The sequence below is a fragment of the Pedobacter sp. GQ55 genome, assembly GCF_059758925.1.
The window spans coordinates 505,954-525,242 of the sequence record NZ_JCAXEI010000002.1; the positions used below are offsets into that span (position 1 = coordinate 505,954).

Below are 19,289 nucleotides of genomic sequence, written 5' to 3' on the forward strand. Positions count from 1 at the left end.
TAATACGTATATAAGACTTTTATATTTTCATGTTTCTGGAAGTTTGTTCAAAACGCAGTCATGAATTATATCATAAATATCAAATTATATCTCACACCTAAAACTAATTGATCATGGACTATTCTCAAATCTTTTTCATCTACTGGTGGGTATTCGCTATCCTGTTCACCCTCCTATTTTACAAGTTTATATTAAGAGTTTTCCTAGGCATGGTTATCGTACCCGAAAACAAGATAGGCTTGGTTACCAAGAAATTTGTGCTTTTTGGCAGCAATAAAGAATTACCAGACGGACGTATTATTGCGACTAAAGGCGAAGCTGGTTTTCAGGCAAAAGCACTGGCTCCCGGACTTTACTGGGGTATGTGGCCTTGGCAATACAATGTGAACATGCACGGGTTTACCATTATACCCGAAGGTAAAATAGGACTGATCCTGGCTAATGATGGTGCAGAAATACCAACAGGTGCGATCCTTGCCCGAAGAGTGGAATCGGATAATTTTCAGGATGCAGAGAAATTCTTAAACAACAATGGACAAAAAGGTCGACAAACCTCTTATATCACCGCAGGTACTTATCGTATCAACTTGTTTGCCTTTACCATTACAATTGCCGACATGGTTATCATTCATGAAAATATGGTAGGCATTGTAACCACGCTTGACGGGCATCCAATTGAAAGCGGGCAAATTGCCGGCAAGCAAATTACTGGTCACAATAATTTTCAGGATATTGATGTTTTTCTGAAAAATGATGGTAATCGTGGTTTGCAGCCATCAATCATTTTAGCAGGCAGTTACAACATTAATCCATGGGCCATTCAAATTGAAGAAATACCTATGACCGACGTACCCATTGGTTTTGTGGGTGTTGTGATCAGCTACATTGGCGAAGACGGCAAAGATTTAACCGGAGAGAGCTTCAAGCATGGTAATATTGTAAGCAAAGGCCAACGTGGGGTATGGATGGAAGCCTATGGCCCTGGCAAATATCCGTTCAACAAATACATTATGAAGGTGGAACTGGTGCCTACCACGAATCTGGTATTGAACTGGGCTAACGCCAGGAACGAATCTCATGAGTTAGATAAGAATCTGAGTACTATCACTGTCCGCTCCAGAGATGGCTTCCCTTTCAATTTAGATGTATCTCAGATCATTCATATTCCCGCAACCGAGGCACCCAAAGTAATAGCCCGTTTCGGTAGCATGAGCAATTTAGTAAGTCAGGTATTAGAGCCTACTATTGGCAATTATTTTCGAAATTCCGCACAAGACAGCGATGTAATCAGCTTTCTGATTAGTCGTAAAGAAAGACAACAATCAGCAAAAGAACACATTAAAGCTGTCTTGGACGATTACAATGTGAATGCTGTAGATACTTTAATAGGAGATATTCATCCACCGGAAGCATTGATGAAAACCCTGACCGATCGTAAGATTGCAGAAGAGGAACAAAAAACTTATCAGACCCAGAAAATGGCACAGGAACAGCGTCAGGGCATGGAGAAAGAGACTGCCATTGCGGATATGCAAAAGGAAATTGTAAAAGCACAGCAAAGTGTTGAAATTGCTCAACGTACAGCTGATGCAACGGTAAAAAAAGCAGAAGGTGATGCCAATAGTTTAAAACTGCAGGTTGATGCTGAAGCCACTGCAACTAAAATGCGTGCAAACGCAGAAGCTGAAGCAACTAAAGCCCGTGCCGGTGCACAAGCTGAAGCTACCAAACTTAATGCTACTGCCGACGCAGAGAAGATAGCCAAAACCGGATTGGCCGAAGCAGAAAAAATTATGGCCATAGGTAAATCTACAGCTGATGCTTACGACTTGCAGGTAAAAGCCATGGGAGGCGACAACTTTACCAAGTTTAAAATAACCGAAGAAATTGGAAAAGGAAAAATTAAAATCATCCCAGATTTAATTGTAAGTGGCGGCAATGGCAGCGATGGTAGCCTAAGTGGCTTAATGGGCCTGCAATTGATGCAAATGATACAGCAAGACAAAGGGAAAGCCAGCGAATAATAAACCCTAATCACTTGAACTTATGGATGCCAATATAAATTACAAAACTGAAATGACTCCGGATATTGCCTTACAATTATTAAAAGATGGTCATGAAAGATTTCTTAATGAGCGCAGTAAACATCGCAACTTGCTACAGAAAGTACAGGAAGCAAAAGATAATCCAAAGCCGTTTGCAGCAATATTGAGCTGCATGGATTCCAGGGTTCCAACTGAATTGATTCTTGACCAGAGTATTGGTGATATTTTTAACATTCGCATTGCAGGCAATGTCATATCTCCACATGTGTTAGGCTCGTTGGAGTATACAATAGCTACAGCAGGTTCAAAACTGATCGTAGTAATGGGTCACACCAGTTGTGGGGCGGTAAGGAGTGCTTGCGACGATGTGATGATGGAAAATCTTTCAGGTTTGCTAAGAGAAGTAAAAGTCTGCATCTCACAAGAGCTTACAGAAATAAGCGACAGAACAGGCCACAATGAATCTTTTGTAAATAAGGTTTCTTTACTTAATGTTTACCGTTCTGTGCAGCAGATACTTGAGCAAAGCAGCATTATACGACAACGCGTGGACAGCAGAGAAATAAAGATCATACCTGCCATGTACGATATCTCTGTAGGTAATTTAACTTTTTACAATAAACATTCCTAACATGTTGAAATAGTAGGATTGGAAACTCAGACTTTCTCCATAATTTAGCTACTACAATAGGTTTGCTATGGAGAAGAAAAGATACCAGGGAGCACTAAACGATAAGGATAGATCAAAGCAGAAATTGATCCAGGCTGTTGGAATTGTAATCCAAGACAAAGGGTATACCGGATTAACCGTTACAAACATTTCAAAAGCTGCAGGATTAGACCGTAAATTAATTACACTTTATTTTGGTTCTGTTGATAACCTGATTGAAATTTATGTAAAAAGCAAGGACTATTGGGTAGCTGCAGCGGGTAATGCAGGTAACATGATCGAAAATAGCCAGGGGAAAGACACGAAACAAATATTGGAAAATCTGCTGCTCAATCAATTAGATTATTTCTATGGGAATGAAGAGATGCAAAAGATTGTACTTTGGCAAATTAGCCAGAGAAGCCAGATCATGTATCAGATATGCGAAGAACGAGAACAACTTAGTTCCATATTCTTTGCATTAGCAGATAAGGAATTGAAGGGAAAGGATGTCGATCTTAGAGCGATATCTGGTCTATTGGTAGCGGGTATTTATTATATGGTACTTCACGCCAAAACTACCGACAGTCTTTTCTGTGAAATTGACATCAATAAACCTGAAGGGATGAAAAGAGTCAAAGAAGCGATAAGCCGGGTTTTGGAATGCGCTTACCGTAATAGGACCCAGTCATAAATAATAGGAAACCTTTTATCAGAACTTATAACCGAGTGAAATACTAAAGCCGGTATTTTTCATTTTACCTTTCCGTTTTATCCCGCTATACGCTGTTTGTAAATTTGCCAGTCCTATTTCACTATTGAATTGGATGGAGTATTTATTAAAGAGCTCATAACCTACTAAAAAACTAGCCCCATAATCCAGGGGCTTTCCATATAAATAAGTTCCAAATTCACCCTTTTCTGCATCGTTTTTGAAGTTCACCTCTCCATTGTCTCCAATTTGAATATCCCCAATTAAAACACCAGAGGCAGACTTCCACTTCCCTCCTGTTCCATATCCTAAATAACCCCCTGCACCAAGTATTAAATTCCCAGTTCCCAACTTGGGTTTATAGAGTAAATTAACCGGTACTTCTATATAGGAAACATTAACTTTAAAGTCATTACTGTAGCCAAGGCCTTCTCCTTTTTGTCTAAATCCTTTAGAGGAATACAAAGCGGCTGGCTGAACATAAAAAGCACCAGATATAGGAATGTCAACTGTAAGCCCTAGGTGAAAACCTGGAATTAATTCGGTTTCACCCTTATTTCCTTGTTCATCTTCCATAATTGCGTTTGAAAAATTCACACCAGTCCTTACGCCTATTTTCGTTTGCGCATGGGCAAGGTTAAATGTGGTAATCAGGAAAAATAGAAATAGCGAAGCGTATAATTTATTGTTAGTCATGAGGTTGGTTACATAGAAACCAAATGTATTAATTATCCCGATAACGGGAAAATTATATTTTTTTATTTCAGATAAGCACATGGCACGTTTACTGACACATAATCAATTCCAAAAGCAGCCTTCATTAACTTGGATACAACAACTGCGATGGTTCTCTCATCCCTATGCATTTGAGGCAGAAGCCCCATCATAGCGTAACTGATTGGATTTACTGCCGGAATAAGTGTCTCCCAGGGATAACCTTTACCCCATATCAACCCTTTTACTGTAGTGTTAAGATCAGCAGATTCCGACAGCAGATAGTTCAATAGCGAAGCGGAATGGTTGGAATTTTGATTGACGGTATGAAAAATAGGGCTTTGTCCACCAAACCCATGTTCATCAGTTCCTGCTTTTGCATTTACGTCTGCTCCATTCCTCACCAGAACTTCTGCACAGGAAAGATGATTAAACTCAGCGCAGACATGAAGCAGGCTAACCTCATGTAAAGGCGTATAGGCACACCGCAAACTAACCGGTCGGTTAAGTGCACCAGGATCTGTAGTCAAATGTTGCGCTAAAATCTGAGCATCATCTGAGAGGACGGCTAGAAGCGCCGGGTCATTAAACTCCAGCCCATAATCGATGAATGCCCTGACACATTCTTTAAAGCGGTCTGTTCTGGCATATTCGCTGGTGAGTTCATAGATTAGGGGATAACCATTGAAGATATCGTTGGGGTGAACTCCATGCTGAAAACATGATCTGATCCCCTCCACATCATGGCATTCAATATCACCGATTATTTTCTGCAGGTAGTCCATACCTACTAATTTAAGAAATATCGTTTACTTCTCGGCCCTGAATGTATTGGACACTAATTTTCTAGGGCGCTTATTTTTAAGCTGCTCTCCACCGCTTGCATTACTTTGCCCTTCTTCAGAGTGGAACCGGTTGGGTTTAAAAGTTCTTGGTTTCTCTGCCCTATTCTCATCAGCCAGTTTAACACTTATCTTTCTGCCTTTTAAAACCATACCATTTATGGCTGCAATTGCTCTATCGGCACCTGCCTGGTCCACCATTTCTATAAAGCCAAAGCCTTTATGTCTGTGGGTTACTTTATCGGTCAGTAGATGCACACTGTGCAACATTCCATGGACACTGAATATCTCAATCAGTTCAGCTTCCTGTATATCAAGTGGATAGCCCACCACAAATAATTTAATCATGAATCTATTTAAAGCTGTAAATTTAAGCTTTAATATTCTACTTTTTAATATTTACCAATATTTCTCCATCATCAAGTCCTTCAACCATAACCAGCCTTTTTTATATAGCTGTTTTCAGCTATTTTTGATATTATCTTAATAACAGGCAGGCATTCTAGCTACATTAGCTTAATTATCTACGCTACAATGAAAAAATACGGTTACACCTTGTTTTTGATATTTTCCTTTTTTAGTGCGCTTTCGCAGATGCCATTAAATGGAGGCCATTATGCCGACAGCCTTGCTCAGCAGTTAAAAAAAGAGCTACCGAATACCACAAAAGCAAAAAGTAGTTTTCTACTTTCAGAATTTTACTTAAGAACAGATACAGCAAAAGCTGAGCAGTATTTGCAACAAGGATTAGCATACAGCGAAGGAAATAGCTTTATGGAAGCAGTCTCTTTATATTATAAAGCTTTGCAGATGATGGCTAAAAATCCAGAACTTGCTGAAAAAATGCTTTTGCAATCAGATGCCTCACTAAAAAATTTCAAAACAAAGGATGCTCTTCTGGTTAGATCAATGTGCTGGCACAGTTATGCATTTCGCCATCATCTTAGAAACGAAATTAAAGAATCTATAGAAATTATACTGCATAAGGCAATTCCATTGGCTATACAATCAGGCGATCTGGGTTTCTTAGGAAAAAACTATTTTCTCCTTTCGGCGGGATTCAAAAATCTGGGTCAGCACACTAAAGAAAAAATCTATTTAACAAAAGCAGTTTCAATACTTAAAAAAGCTAATGCACCTCAATATCTTGCCATGATTTATCAATCTATTGGAGAAAATTATATTTCATTAGGTAAGTTAGAAGAGGCCAAATCAAATTTAGACAGCATGATGACCTTACTTAAGCCGTATCCACAGTCCGAGATGTGGTTAGAATATTGTGCCGGCGAAGCTTTACGCCTTAATACTGCCTTGCAGTTCGACAGCGCACTGGCTGTAGTAGAAAAGGGGGTAGTCCTGTCAAAAAGATTCAAAGGTACTTATGCCGAAAAACGTATATTACTGCAAAAATTTTATGCTCTTCATAGTAAAGAAGATTTCCCTGGAGCAACGAATGTAGCACTGGCTTTGGTTAAGGACAAACAATTTATGGCATGGGAAACAAACAAGTTGCAGATTTACCATGGGCTGGCAACTAGTTATGAGGGCATGAAAAATAAGCAAAGTGCTTACAAATGGTTAAAACTTTATAGCGGGTTGAGTGACAGTTTGAGTAACAGCAAACTAAAAGAAACTGCAAACCTCCTCGAAGTAAAATATAGAACAGCAGAAAACCAAAAGAAAATTGTGGCGCTTAACGCCGAGAATGAAAAGGCAAAACTTGCCGCAAAAAATAGTCGATTAGTGAACTGGCTATTGGGGCTGGCCAGTGTATTTTTACTTATTGTTGCATTTTTTGGCTGGTTATTTTACCGCAATAGCAACAAATTAGCTTTACAAAAAGATCTGAACCACCAACAGGAACTTAAAGATGTTGACAGGCAACAGCAGATAAAACTAGTGCAGGTAATGCTGAATGCTAAAGAAGACGAGCAAAACAGGCTTGCTCGCGATTTGCATGATGGACTGGGGTGTATGCTCGCAATAATAAAATTAAACCTGACAGATTATATACAGGAACAGGGCAACAATAACAATCATGAGCTGCAAAATATCGTTGCGCAATTGGATACTTCCATAGCTGAACTTAGACGTATATCCCACAACATGATGCCTGAAATGCTATTAAAACTTGGCCTTAAGGCACTGCTAAAAGACTTATGCGAGTCCGCAGCTTCTGCAGCACTGAAAGTGGATTTTCAATATCTTGGCATCAAAAACAACCTGCTTGCGCAAGAACAGATAAACATTTATCGCATTATACAAGAGGCCATTACCAACGCAACCAAACATGCCCAGGCACAAAACCTTTTGCTTCAATGCTCACAAAATGAAGATGTGTTTTTTATAACCGTTGAAGATGACGGAAAAGGCTTTGACGCGACACATTTGGATAAGGTTGAAGGCATAGGCCTTAGCAACATCAAAAGCCGGGTAGAATACCTAAAAGGCAAAATTGAAATCCTATCGGAAAGAAATAAAAGAGGCACCTCCATCAATATAGAACTTTATGTTACAGCATAAAAACACCATCGCCATTGTTGATGATCATCCGATAGTAATAGAGGGATTGATTAGGCTTTTAAGTAAAAAACCGGAATATGAAATTGTCGGTGGCTTTACCCGAGGCGAGGAATTTATTTCGTTTTTAAAAAAAGCATCGGCAGAAATTGTTTTACTCGATATTATGCTTCCTGACATAAATGGGATGGATTTGTGCAAAACAATAAAAACCATATCTCCGGATACGGTTGTATTGGCATTTAGCAACCACTACGAGCGTAGCGCAATTTTGCAGATGTTAGCCAACGGCGCCAGCGGATATTTACTTAAAGAATCCTCCATGGAAGAAATTGTTGTCTGTATCAATGAAGCTTTAAATGGTCAGATAACTTTTAGTAACATAGTTAAAGAAATTATCGCCCGACCGCAGTTAAGCGAATCTCAAGATTTTGCCAAACTTACAGTACGCGAAAAAGAAATTTTAAAGCTAATTGCACATGGCAAAACCACCAATGACATTGCTGAAATGTTATTTTTAAGCAAGTTTACTGTAGAAAACCACAGAAAAAACTTACTACAAAAGCTCAAAGCCAAAAATGTTGCCGATTTAATAAGACACGCTACGCTACAAAATCTGATTTAACCATTATATTATTTCTGGTATTATCTTTCTCCTCCGCATTTCATCAAACAAATCGTAAAACATTTTTTCTGTATCAATAAACTCGTGAAAACCCATTCTTCTTGCCTTTGTTCCATCAGCAAAAAAATCATAGTCCCAGGAGAACACAAAGTCACCAAATGCCCATGAAGATAAATCTTTATAGCTATAATTCAATCCATGTTCCTCCTGTAAGGACCTCCAGAGCTCTTCCTTGTCCGCCATAACTGTTTGTAGAGGCATTTGCAAAGGCGCCGCAACTTCCATATTAAAATATGCAGCAATTTTGGGCCAAAGCTCATTCCACCTAAACAAGTCGCCATTGTTGATATTGAATGCCTGATTTGCACATTGTGGATTTGTAGCAGCCCATACGGTGGCTTTGGCCAGAAGTCCTGCATCTGTCATTTCCATCAATTTATCATAGGCCCCCAATTTTCCGGGAAAACGTAAGGGAATCCCAATTTTCTTAGAAATAGTAGCAAACACCGCAATTACCATTGCAAGATTCATAGGATTACCTGTTGAGGTTCCACCAACCACTGAAGGCCTAATAGCAGACCAGGTCCAACGTTTGTTCTTCTGTTGTTTTTCAAGGAAGTTCTGTTGATCTACATTAAATTCAGGTGGCATATGACCTGCATCACTTTCTTTTGCCGGAGTTTTAAAAGGGCCTAGATGGGCACCATAAACTTTGTATCCTTGCATCAGACTAACGTGTTCCAAATTGATTGCCACAGGTTCAATTGCTGTCAATACATTCACTAACATAGCCAGATTAGGTTCAACCAGTTCTGCCCAACTCGCCCTATCCTGATAGGCTGCGTAAAATATGTGAGTAACTTCAGATAATGAACTAAGCTGCGTGTTGCATGATATAGGATCGAGTAAATCAACAGCTATATATCGGATTTTCTTGGTGTCTGTCCCTCCTCTTCTGGACAAACCAATAATGTCCCAGGTTCCTAATTCTTCGAGGTAATTTATTAGATTGGTTCCAATTACTCCATTGGCTCCAACTACTAGTGCTGTTTTTCTATTCGCTTTCATATTAAGTTGTCTATTATTTAAGTTTAATCAACCGCTAGTCAAAGTTCACCTTATTAGGTCGGAGAAAATGGTATAATTCTGGTATAATATTGTATATTTCCTACATGAATCGTTACAGGCAATTTGAACCTTTACTGATTTCTGATTTTGAAGCCTCTAATTGGCAACATCCAGAGCATAATCATAATCACTATGAAATAATCTATATTAAAAAAGGATCAGGAAGGCATGTGATTAATCAGATGGCTATCCCCTATAACGCTGGGGACATCTTCTTATTAGGTCCAGAGGAAGCTCATTACTTTGAAATTGATATACCTAGTCATTTTGTCTATTTAAAATTTACCGATTTATATCTCCACCAAGATGTAAGTAATATTAATAATTACGTACAGAACCTGGAATACTTAATAAAAAGCAGAGAAACGCATCTGGCAGGGTTTAAATTGTCCGACAATGACCGACGTACGGTAGCTCTTCTATTTGATGTGCTGATCACATTAAAAAGCGAACCGCTTCATAACGAAGAGCTGATCTGGATGCAGATTCTCGCATTATCACATATTTTAAAAAGAAATATGCCAGAACTAATGTCCTTTGGTAACCGCAGTAAGGATATGCAGGCGATTTTTTGCTATATACATAAATACATCTATTCACCTGATCAGCTTAGGGCTACAATTATGGCTGAGCATTTTAATATAACAGCAGACTATATGGGGCCTTATTTCAAAAGAAACACTGGAACAACCTTACGTGAGTATATTCAAAATTACCGAAGAACACTGATAAAACAAAGAATGACAAGTGGAAAGTACAGCTTAAAACAAATTGCAGCTGAATTTGGATTAACAGATGAAAGCCATGTTAGTAAGATAATTCAGACTTGATTTTTATCAGTTCACATCGGTAGTTATTTGAATATCATGTTCTTTAGCAACAGCTAAACACCCTTCAATTACTGTTTTCGCAATTTGCAATGCGGCATCGCTCCTGTGAAACACTCCATTGTCTACTTCTAATAAGGGACAAACGGAATTAAATATACAGTTACTGATCACTTTTTTCCAGATAACAGTTTGGATATCAGCTTCGGATCGGAAAGAAAAACCAGCTGTATTTAGCGTTTCAACAATATCATATAGCTCTTCAGCAGAGCCCTTAATTACCCAGATCTTTTCAACGTTCAGGCCATTTTGAAGAAATACTATTGGATTTAAATTAAAACTGATATGTTATTTCAGCTGTAATTCCATTTGAATATTGCATCGCTCATAGGGTGTTGCCCGGCTTACTACTTTCTTGAATCCTAACTTATGATACAGATTAATAGCAGGTTTCAATACAGTATTGCTTTCAAGATAAATTTTCGACGCCCCCAATTCCTTTGCGGCATTAATAACTGTTTGACCAAGCAACCAGCCAATACTTTTTCCCTGGATTTTAGGTGAAACTGCCATTTTTGCCAATTCAAAATCATAATCTGGATCGTTCATTTTGATAAGTGCACAAACACCCACAGGTTCATTTTCGTATAGAGCCACAAATATCTTTCCGCCCTTATTCAAAATGTATTCCTTTGGATTATCTAAAGCCTTATAATCTGCCTCTTCCATTTGAAAATATGTAGAGATCCATTCCTTGTTAAGGGATCTAAAGGCAGCTTGATACTGGTCTTTATAGGCCACAATCCGCACATCTTTACTTTCACGAAGTTTCTTTTGTTCCTGCACTCTTCTAAGCAATGACTTTTGCTCCAACAAGAATTCCCACTCTTCTATCGCTTCCCAAAGGTTGTGCCTGGCCTCCAAAATAACGCTTTCAACAGCGGCATCTACATCTACACATTGCACCTTTATCTTATAGGACAGCGCTATCCCTTTTGTGGTTAATGCGACAACGTTTCTGCGTTTATCAGACGACTCTCTATTTTCCTGAACCAGGCCGACAACCGTCATTTCCTGAATTATTTTACTAACTGAAGGCTGTGAATGACCTATCTCCGTCGCAATTTCAGTTATGGTTTTTTCTCCCTCTTCTGAAAGAACAAAAAACACGGGGAACCACTTTGGAGAAAATTCTACTTTATATAATTCATAAATCTGAGCTGCGTCTTCAGTTACTTTTGAAGTCAGTAATCTTAACCGGCTGCCAAGAGCCATTTTCCCCGTTTTCTCAAATAGTTTCATATATATAATTAATTACATAATCAGTTATGCAAATGTAAGTAATATAAATTATGTCACAAATTTTTCTTTAAGGGGGGAGTGATTAACTTTTAAAAAATTCACCAAAATGCCAGAGAATTCCGGAGGGATCATGCAAAAAACACTCTTTGCCCCAATGATCAATCCGCATCGGAACGAGCTTTGCATTTTTATATTTAGTGGTGAGATCAAGAGCCAAAAGCTCTTGCCAATATTTGTCAACATCTTCAACCTCTAAAAAAATCATAGTGTTATCTATCCAATCCTTTACATAGGCGTTCTGAAGGTAGAATGCGATCTTCTCTGTTTTAAAAACAGACATATCAGGTGTAAGAACTGTTTCATCAAAACCAAGGTCTCTGTAGAAACTCCTTGAAAGTTCAAAATCTTTGGCCCCGATAAATGGCCTAATGGATATTGCTTTATGTTTCATTGGTTTAACTGTTGATTTCGATAGTAGACTTAATAAATAATTTTAGAATAATAACCAAGCTACTTGAAAGAACAACGTATCATGATTGTATAGATTTCGACTAATGAGCTATGCCGTACATTGATTTGGTTTACTAATAAATTGACTTCTGCGCTCCAGCAAAGTCCTCCATATAATCATTAAAAAAGCCAGAATTCCAAATGCCATACCCACCCATGGACTTTGAGAAACCCCAACAGAGGCGATGAACCAACCACTTACAACAGTACCCGCCGTTACGCCAAGATTCCCAAATGAGATAGCCAAACTATTAGCAAACTCAGGAGCATGAGGGGCAGCAGAAGTCATGTAGGCAAACCCACTCAGAAAACAAGGCGCGTATAGAAAACCCCACAACGCAATTACCGATACAGTAGACCAAGTATTGGCACCCGAATAAAACAACATCACAGGAATCAATATCGTCCCACTTAGAAACAAAGCGATCGTTGCTGGAATATTTTTGCTCATCATTTTACCCGCCAGCCAATTAGATACTATCCCTGTAATACCAAAAAGGAACATCATATAACTGATGGTTTGAGTATCCATCCCTTTTACCTTGCCCAAATAATCTGCAAAATAGCTATAAGTAGAAAACCAGGCCGCGATCATAAAAAAGTTCATTGCAGAGCTAATCAAAAAACGACTATTGGTTAGCACCTTCAATTGTGTTCCATACGATTTCTTTTCCTGCGGATGCATAGGAGGCAAAATCTTGTAAATACCCAATAAAGCAATTGCAGTTACTACCGCTTGTACCCCAAAAGATGCCTGCCAGTTGAAAGCACTTGCCATATAAGTAGCAAACGGAACAGTAGTCACCATTGCTATTGCAATGCCACCTACAACAATCCCTGCCAATCGATATTCCTGCGATTTATCCGCATTTGCAACAGCTGCTGCTATAGCATTCGAAATAAATACAGGCTGCAAAAATGCAGGCAACATCCGCACTATGATCAGCAACCAAAAAGGCGGAGCAAAAGAAGATACTATTCCGGTAAGCAAAAACATCGCAATACTGATCATCATGATTTTTTTCCGGTCGAAGCCAGAAGTAAACAAGGTCATAAAAGGACCTGTTAATGCAATTACAAGGGCAAATGCACTAAGTAGCAAACCCGCTTTATCGATGGAAATATGGTAGTGGTCGGCAATCTGAGGCAAAATGCCAATAACCCCAAATTCGGTTGTAATAATTCCAATTAACCCCAAACATCCTACAAATGCAATTTTCTTCATTATTGATTTTATTTTCGGTCAAAAATAAATCTTAACTAATAGATTTGCCTTCTTTACAACCCAATGTAGGGAACTAACAAAAATGTAAGCCATGGCATTAAGGAAAGAAAATTCAACCAATAGCATTAATTACAAAATCATCAGCGATTGTTCTGATCTTGTATATGCTATAGCAATATTTGGAGGTCGATGGAAAGTACTTATTCTGCGAGAACTTGAGGGAGGAAAAATGCGATTTACTGAACTTAAAAATGCAATGCCAAAAATTACCGAACGGATTTTAAGCTTGCAACTAAAAGAACTGGAATATCATGGGCTCATCTCCAGGACACTCCATTCCTCAGTTCCACCCAAAGTAGAATACGAATTAACCGAAATAGGTATTGAACTTATTCCAATATGGGAAACTTTGAGCAGTTGGGGTTCAAAACACAGAAAGTTAAATCAACTAATCTAGTTTCCATTCGGGTCTTTCAAAGTGGCAGGTATATCCGTATGGCTGCTTTTGCAAGTAATTTTGGTGTTCTTCTTCCGCATTCCAAAAATCGGCTACAGGAACAACTTCCGTTATAATTTGTCCTGGCCATTTACCAGAAGCCTCCATATCTGCGATTAAAGCCTTAGCAGTTTCCCTTTGTGTTTCATCCATAAAAAAAATGGCTGACCGATAAGAGGTTCCTATGTCGTTTCCCTGCCTGTTCCGTGTTGTTGGATCATGGATCTGGAAGAAATATTCAAGGAGCGAACGATAGGATAAAAGTTCCGAATCAAATATGATTTCAATGGCTTCAGCATGTGTTCCATGATTCCGGTAAGTTGCATTGGGAACATCGCCTCCAGTGTATCCAACCACCGTTGAAATAACACCCGGCTGATGTCTGATAAGTTCTTCTACCCCCCAAAAACAACCGCCCGCCAGAATGGCTTTTTCTGTATTCATATTGCTTTTTTTTTATCCAATAAAGGTACGATGCTAATGCACTATTTATATAATAGAAATCCCATTTTCATCAAAAATCTCTAATACCGACGAACTGATTCCTACTCGTTCCAGACTTTTGACCAATTCCTGACCAATATCCTCGCTGCAAACAACTCGGAGAATCTTATCGCAATCATCCAGATCAACAGACCATTCTGAAATATCAGAAAAAATATTGATAACCTCGAAAACATGCCTTAAATCAATTGGGGTATTAATTACAGGGGATAGAATAATAACATATCTGGACATGGGAACTAACTAATTGAGATAACAAATGTATAAAATAATTTGAAAACAAACCAATCGTTCGGTATCTTTGAAGAATGGAAAATCCATATAAAAGAAAGAAAGATCCGGAAGCCAGTAAACAGCTAATCCTTAATATAGCAGCCGAAATCGGTGCTTCAGCTGGCTGGCATCAGGTTACTTTCCAAGCCATTTCCGATCAAACCGGATTGAGCAAGGGTGGCATTATCCATCATTTTCGTAATAAAGAAGAGCTGATGGAAGAATTGGTACGCCAAAGCCTGGTTGAACTGACCGAGTGGACCATTGAAGAAAAAAAGGCCTCAGGAAATGACATCGCCCCCATTGCCTTTCTTCGCTTCGTTATCAAAAAGAGCAGTGATCTCCATTACAGGAGAACCATGAAAGTCATCTTACAAGCGGCACTTATTAATGAGCACTACAAGGAAATGTGGGATGAATGGCTTACCAAGCATATTGCCGGTGGATCAGTAGCGAATCTGGATGTAAACGGCCTGATTATTATCCTTGTTACAGATGGACTTTGGTACGCTGATAACCTTGGCCTTTATGGCATCAGCGACGAAAAGAAAGAGCAGATCGTTAACAAATTACTCAACTTAAACTAATTTCATGAACAATTCTAATGAGACTACAGTCCACGAAGGCAAAACATTTAATAGTATCAATTATGCAGAAAAGAGACTGGAGAACCGAGAATTTATCAAATGTGAATTTGTAAACTGTGATTTCTCTAAGAGTGATTTAAGCCATAATGATTTTATGGATTGTCATTTTAATCAATGCAACTTCTCACTTACTGTGGTTACAGGTACCGGATTTAAGGATGTTACTTTTACCGGCTGTAAAATACTGGGAATTGACTTTTCGAAATGCAATAAGTTTTTGTTTTCTTTCCATTTCGAAAGGAGCCATCTGGATTATTCAACCTTTTATGGCACAAAGCTTAGGAAAACCAAATTCACAGATTGTTCACTCAAAGAAACTGATTTTGAAGAATCGGATTTAACCTCAAGCGTATTCCATAACTGTGATCTTTCAGGCGCAACATTTGTCAGGTCTGTTTTAGAGAAAACAGATTTCCGTACGGCAAAGAACTTCAGCCTGGATCCGTCTGTCAATAAAGTAAAGCAGGCAAAATTTTCTGCACTGAACCTTTCTGGCCTGCTTTACCAATACAACCTGGATATTGATTATCATGGTGAATAATATGGGACTGAAACTAATTAATGGTTACAATATGATTAAGTGTATTGTAACCTGTTGAAGCTCCCCAAACATTGTTATTAGCCAAACAGATGCTGTACTCGGGTCTATGCTTCCCCCCCACACGCGCTTAGACGATAAGTGGGTTTCCGCAGCTTTTTTATGAAATTATTTAAAGCTTAAAAAAGATATTGCGTTTGTAGAGCCAGTAGCAGAGGGCCCATTCAACCAAAAGCGTACTTAAAGCGGTAACTACGGCACTAACATTAGCCGGCAATCCAAACAACATTGTTAGAATACCACCCGTAAAGATTCCCGCAGTTCCATTCAACCATTGGACACCGATTGTCTCGAAAAATATATAGATAAATATGGCATTCATTCCCATTACAGTACATATCCATACGTATTTTACAAATTGCTTTACGTCGACCAACCAGTACGCCGCAGCCAGCATGATCAATACCCAGCCGCCCGATGCAAACACAAAAGAACTGGTACTTATTCTTTTTATAATTGGGCTGATCTGTAAAGCATCCAATCCGAATCCAATTAGCAGAGCCAGCAGGCCAAACCCGATCAGCATCTTTATTTTATAAGACGCTGATCGCGCTGAAATTAAAAGTTTTCCTGCCAGCACACCCCAAATTGTATGCACGGCAGTCGGCATTGCATTTATGGCTACCCAACCATCCGGATTGATCTTACCCATGAGAAGTGTATCTACATACGATCCAAAATTATGGCCTGCTACAAATGGCTGATCAAAACCTGGCATCAGTATCAAACGGTACATTGTTTCCGTAAGCAAAAGCAATCCTAGTGAGCAGATGATCTGCCAGGTATAGGATTTGCCAATCATAAGATAGGCAAGTAAAGTGGTAAAAGACAACTGAGTAAGCACGTTCCAAAGTTCCCAGACTGGCTTCCCCGCATACACACAGTGAAGTCCAACACCAAAAAGGAAAAGCTTAAAACTCCGGAATAAGATATGACCCCAGTTCTTTTCCCAGGTACTGCCCTTTTCCAGTTTGCGGCTATAGGAGATATACAAGGCCGCTCCTGCCATAAACATAAATGCCGGTTGTACCAGATCCCAAAACCGCAATCCATGCCATGGATGATGAAAAAACTGCTCAATAAGTATTGCTGCCGGCTGCACCGGATTAAGACCTTTCAGGGCCCCATATAAATGACAACTCTCTGCACAAAGCAACAACATGATTAATCCCCTCATCACATCAAGGGATACCACACGTCCGGCAACAAATTGATTTGTTGTATTTTTAGCCATAAAAAATTATTTAAAAATTACTCACTCATATCAAGCAGAAATGCCGAAGCTCCCGCATCAGGAATACTCCCAAGGGTTACCGACCAATCACTTTTTGTGGCCATAATTCCTATTCGCATTCCAGTGCCTGTTAGTCCCTTCAGCTTTCCACGGGCAATACGCATTTCAAATTTTAAAACATCAGCCGTTTCAATAATAGCACCTACATTATAAGCCTCTGAAATGGACTGTTGAACAAAGCTAAAGCTATTTTGTGCACCATTATGATAGAAGATATCTACACCTGAGTTCAACAGTTGCCCCTCCAGCAGAATATCAAACCCACCATCCGCATAGGCACTTAATAAACCCGTGCCCGCACTATTATCTGAGTCAATATAGAAATCGAAGATATCGCCATTGGCTTTTCTAGAATTCATCTCTACATATATGTAAATAAAATTGCCATCGTAATCAAATTTAGCTGATCGGAAAATACCACCCTCCGGACCGGCTGTAAGGATATTGGTAGTCACTTTATCCCAGTCACTCAAGGTATTGTCATCAAGCTTAACAGGTGAAGTTTTAGCAATTCTGATAACGGTAGAGGCCTCCGCTACACTCCCATTTATTGTTGCATAAAGTGTTGTTACATATTTACCTTTACCTGAATACTCGTGTACAGGATTAGCATCAGTAGAAGAACCTCCATCACCAAAGTCCCACCTGTATGATGAAATACCTGTTGTTATTGTTTTAAAGGCAACTTGATTACCATCCACTGTAAGGTCATACAGCAAATCGGTCAATTTGGGGGTAGTATCCTTTTTACAGGCGTATAATATGGTAACCGCTGCGATCATGATCAGCAACCGGAATATGTTATTTTTTAATTTCTTCATATCAATAAAATATTTATAATCGACATTTTAACATTGGATTATTGATTTTGAGTAGCAAGCGTATTACTCAGCACTTCATCAATAGGCACAAAATAAATGACCCTTGGGTTAGAGTAGTTCACAGACAGGTTAGCATAACCAGTTGGTGTTTTACTCAAATCAATATCAGTTTCTTTTAATCCGGCAAGATGATAACCCCAGTAGGCTTTACTCATAGCCCTCTTATTGCGATAAATATCATAGGCTCTATGCCCCTCAAAAGCCATTTCTATACGTTTCTCTTCCAGAACAACGTCTAATGCCGAATACCCCGGTGGCAATATTTTATTGTATAAAGAATTTTCCAGCCCGCGATTTTTACGAATCAGATCCACATCGTCAAGAGCGGCGCCAGTATTGCTTAACTTAGCTTCTGCTTCTGCCCTATTCAAATACATTTCTGATAAACGGAACATAATTGGAGAACTTAGATTTGGAAGACCACCCTGGAAAGAAAACTTGCTTATATAATATACTTCAATGCCATTTTTCTTCTGGATGATTCCATTGCCATCTTTCAGCGGGACGATATAAGACCAGCGAACATCTTCAGGATGTTTTAACATCACATCTCTCAAAGAAGAAGAAGCATACTCCTCGCCCCATCCAGAATTCCCATCAGAGTAGATCATCGAGGCGATAGATCCGAATTTACCATAGTCGTCAACTGGAGTAAAGGCTATACAAAAAATTGTTTCGGTACTTGTTTGTGCATTTGCAAACAAGGAAGGATAGGCTGCAGCAGTCGCAAGACTGAACCGGTTAGAATTGATCACCATATTGGCATATTCAATAGCTTTCTGATTATCTTCTTTATATAAGTTCACTCTTGATAACAATGCCCAAGCGGCTTCTTTTGACGCATACTGCACTGTTCTTGGCTGGGTCATTAAAGAGGCCGCTTTCTCAGCATCGGCAATAACAGCAGCATATACTTCTGCCACCGTAGACCGCTTCTTTTTAGATGGATCAGTAAGGTTCGTCCGCAGGATAACCCCATCAGCATTAGGGTCAACGCTATAAGGTTTACCAAACAACCTGACCAGGTTAAAATGACAAAACGCTCTTAGAAAATAACATTCGCCAAGCAGCTGCAGCTTTGCCGGATCCTGTGTTCCCGACTTCTCTACAGCTTCAATTACTGTATTGACACCAGTAATTATTTTGTAAGACACGTACCAGAAATACCTGGTATTGCCTTGTGAAGGTGAATGACCAAGACTAAAGCTATAAAACAGAGGGTCGGTAGTGACTTGTCCACATACAATATCATCACTGGCAAAGTCAGACAAATGATAAAACTGACGCAAATACATATTGTTCTGATCTATTGTACCGTTAAATGCAATATGATCTTTAAATAAAGCATAAGCACCATTTAAGGCATTGGTTAAACCGTCAGTAGTAGTAATCAATGTTTCCGTACTAATGGCATCACTTGGTGCAACATCAAGATTTTTGCAGCTGTTCCCAAAGATGAGCAGGAGAACAATTATGGAGAATAAATACTTTTTCATA

At 39.1% G+C, this 19,289-nt stretch carries 22 protein-coding genes; 9 read left to right on the plus strand and 13 right to left on the minus strand.

From position 1 onward, the window contains the following. Positions 1 to 113: 113 nt before the first annotated feature. From AC6CH7_RS07045 to AC6CH7_RS07055, 3 genes are all read left to right on the plus strand, one after another. Positions 114 to 2,024, plus strand: a complete 1,911-nt coding sequence (locus AC6CH7_RS07045) for an SPFH domain-containing protein (RefSeq protein WP_498262006.1) — start codon at positions 114 to 116, stop codon at positions 2,022 to 2,024. A gap of 22 nt (positions 2,025 to 2,046) precedes the next feature. After that, positions 2,047 to 2,676 (plus strand): carbonic anhydrase, encoded by a 630-nt coding sequence (locus AC6CH7_RS07050; protein WP_498262007.1) that lies wholly within the window; start codon positions 2,047 to 2,049, stop codon positions 2,674 to 2,676. Positions 2,677 to 2,743: 67 nt separating this feature from the next. Next, positions 2,744 to 3,388: a TetR/AcrR family transcriptional regulator gene (locus AC6CH7_RS07055; protein ID WP_498262008.1), complete on the plus strand. Its 645-nt coding sequence runs from the start codon at positions 2,744 to 2,746 to the stop codon at positions 3,386 to 3,388. 18 nt (positions 3,389 to 3,406) lie between these two features. Here AC6CH7_RS07055 and AC6CH7_RS07060 read toward each other — a convergent pair whose 3' ends face one another. From AC6CH7_RS07060 to AC6CH7_RS07070, 3 genes are all read right to left on the minus strand, one after another. Next, entirely contained in the window at positions 3,407 to 4,102 is a 696-nt protein-coding gene (locus tag AC6CH7_RS07060; RefSeq protein WP_498262009.1) for an outer membrane beta-barrel protein, read from the minus strand. 62 nt (positions 4,103 to 4,164) lie between these two features. Beyond that, positions 4,165 to 4,905 carry an ankyrin repeat domain-containing protein gene (locus AC6CH7_RS07065; RefSeq protein WP_498262010.1) on the minus strand — a complete coding sequence of 247 codons (741 nt, stop codon included), beginning with the start codon at positions 4,903 to 4,905 and terminating at the stop codon, positions 4,165 to 4,167. 24 nt (positions 4,906 to 4,929) lie between these two features. Further along, complete coding sequence (locus AC6CH7_RS07070; protein ID WP_498262011.1) at positions 4,930 to 5,310, minus strand: RNA recognition motif domain-containing protein; 381 nt, start codon at positions 5,308 to 5,310, stop codon at positions 4,930 to 4,932. A gap of 186 nt (positions 5,311 to 5,496) precedes the next feature. Here AC6CH7_RS07070 and AC6CH7_RS07075 point away from each other — a divergent pair, with 186 nt between their 5' ends. Both AC6CH7_RS07075 and AC6CH7_RS07080 read left to right on the plus strand, forming a co-directional pair. Beyond that, entirely contained in the window at positions 5,497 to 7,485 is a 1,989-nt protein-coding gene (locus AC6CH7_RS07075) for a sensor histidine kinase (RefSeq protein WP_498262012.1), read from the plus strand. After that, positions 7,472 to 8,107 (plus strand): response regulator, encoded by a 636-nt coding sequence (locus AC6CH7_RS07080; RefSeq protein ID WP_498262013.1) that lies wholly within the window; start codon positions 7,472 to 7,474, stop codon positions 8,105 to 8,107. The genes AC6CH7_RS07075 and AC6CH7_RS07080 overlap by 14 nt, the downstream gene beginning before the upstream one ends. Before the next feature lie 3 nt (positions 8,108 to 8,110). Here the strand turns inward: AC6CH7_RS07080 and AC6CH7_RS07085 are convergent, their stop codons facing one another. After that, positions 8,111 to 9,175, minus strand: a complete 1,065-nt coding sequence (locus AC6CH7_RS07085; RefSeq protein ID WP_498262014.1) for an SDR family oxidoreductase — start codon at positions 9,173 to 9,175, stop codon at positions 8,111 to 8,113. A gap of 104 nt (positions 9,176 to 9,279) precedes the next feature. Here AC6CH7_RS07085 and AC6CH7_RS07090 point away from each other — a divergent pair, with 104 nt between their 5' ends. Beyond that, positions 9,280 to 10,065: a helix-turn-helix domain-containing protein gene (locus AC6CH7_RS07090; protein WP_498262015.1), complete on the plus strand. Its 786-nt coding sequence runs from the start codon at positions 9,280 to 9,282 to the stop codon at positions 10,063 to 10,065. Between the two features lie 6 nt (positions 10,066 to 10,071). On the opposite strand, the gene AC6CH7_RS07095 is transcribed toward AC6CH7_RS07090, so the two are convergent. The 4 genes from AC6CH7_RS07095 to AC6CH7_RS07110 all read right to left on the minus strand — a co-directional run bounded on the left by AC6CH7_RS07095 (position 10,072) and on the right by AC6CH7_RS07110 (position 13,099). Then, complete coding sequence (locus AC6CH7_RS07095; protein WP_498262350.1) at positions 10,072 to 10,407, minus strand: ketopantoate reductase family protein; 336 nt, start codon at positions 10,405 to 10,407, stop codon at positions 10,072 to 10,074. Positions 10,408 to 10,410: 3 nt separating this feature from the next. Continuing rightward, positions 10,411 to 11,364 (minus strand): bifunctional helix-turn-helix transcriptional regulator/GNAT family N-acetyltransferase, encoded by a 954-nt coding sequence (locus AC6CH7_RS07100; protein WP_498262016.1) that lies wholly within the window; start codon positions 11,362 to 11,364, stop codon positions 10,411 to 10,413. 82 nt (positions 11,365 to 11,446) lie between these two features. Further along, complete coding sequence (locus tag AC6CH7_RS07105) at positions 11,447 to 11,815, minus strand: VOC family protein (RefSeq protein WP_498262017.1); 369 nt, start codon at positions 11,813 to 11,815, stop codon at positions 11,447 to 11,449. Between the two features lie 108 nt (positions 11,816 to 11,923). Then, positions 11,924 to 13,099, minus strand: coding sequence for an MFS transporter (locus AC6CH7_RS07110; RefSeq protein ID WP_498262018.1), 1,176 nt, complete (start codon positions 13,097 to 13,099; stop codon positions 11,924 to 11,926). A gap of 91 nt (positions 13,100 to 13,190) precedes the next feature. Between AC6CH7_RS07110 and AC6CH7_RS07115 the strand changes: the two genes are divergently transcribed. Continuing rightward, positions 13,191 to 13,556, plus strand: coding sequence for a winged helix-turn-helix transcriptional regulator (locus AC6CH7_RS07115; RefSeq protein WP_498262019.1), 366 nt, complete (start codon positions 13,191 to 13,193; stop codon positions 13,554 to 13,556). Here the strand turns inward: AC6CH7_RS07115 and msrA are convergent. Further along, entirely contained in the window at positions 13,548 to 14,039 is a 492-nt protein-coding gene (gene msrA, locus AC6CH7_RS07120) for a peptide-methionine (S)-S-oxide reductase MsrA (RefSeq protein WP_498262020.1), read from the minus strand. The two genes, AC6CH7_RS07115 and msrA, sit on opposite strands and share 9 nt — an antisense overlap. Before the next feature lie 45 nt (positions 14,040 to 14,084). Then, positions 14,085 to 14,333 (minus strand): hypothetical protein, encoded by a 249-nt coding sequence (locus AC6CH7_RS07125; RefSeq protein WP_498262021.1) that lies wholly within the window; start codon positions 14,331 to 14,333, stop codon positions 14,085 to 14,087. 74 nt (positions 14,334 to 14,407) lie between these two features. Here AC6CH7_RS07125 and AC6CH7_RS07130 point away from each other — a divergent pair, with 74 nt between their 5' ends. Both AC6CH7_RS07130 and AC6CH7_RS07135 read left to right on the plus strand, forming a co-directional pair. Further along, positions 14,408 to 14,959 carry a TetR/AcrR family transcriptional regulator gene (locus tag AC6CH7_RS07130; RefSeq protein WP_498262022.1) on the plus strand — a complete coding sequence of 184 codons (552 nt, stop codon included), beginning with the start codon at positions 14,408 to 14,410 and terminating at the stop codon, positions 14,957 to 14,959. A 4-nt stretch (positions 14,960 to 14,963) separates the two neighbouring features. Beyond that, positions 14,964 to 15,560 carry a pentapeptide repeat-containing protein gene (locus tag AC6CH7_RS07135; protein ID WP_498262023.1) on the plus strand — a complete coding sequence of 199 codons (597 nt, stop codon included), beginning with the start codon at positions 14,964 to 14,966 and terminating at the stop codon, positions 15,558 to 15,560. Positions 15,561 to 15,729: 169 nt separating this feature from the next. Here the strand turns inward: AC6CH7_RS07135 and AC6CH7_RS07140 are convergent, their stop codons facing one another. The 3 genes from AC6CH7_RS07140 to AC6CH7_RS07150 are packed head-to-tail and all read right to left on the minus strand — an operon-like array spanning position 15,730 to position 19,288. Then, a complete protein-coding gene (locus AC6CH7_RS07140; RefSeq protein ID WP_498262024.1) occupies positions 15,730 to 16,851 on the minus strand; it encodes an acyltransferase family protein in 1,122 nt (373 codons plus the stop codon). Positions 16,852 to 16,868: 17 nt separating this feature from the next. Further along, the gene (locus AC6CH7_RS07145) at positions 16,869 to 17,732 is read right to left on the minus strand and encodes a PKD domain-containing protein (protein WP_498262025.1); all 864 of its coding nucleotides are present in this window, start codon (positions 17,730 to 17,732) and stop codon (positions 16,869 to 16,871) included. A gap of 38 nt (positions 17,733 to 17,770) precedes the next feature. Further along, positions 17,771 to 19,288 (minus strand): RagB/SusD family nutrient uptake outer membrane protein, encoded by a 1,518-nt coding sequence (locus AC6CH7_RS07150; RefSeq protein ID WP_498262026.1) that lies wholly within the window; start codon positions 19,286 to 19,288, stop codon positions 17,771 to 17,773. Between the last annotated feature and the right edge of the window lies 1 nt (position 19,289).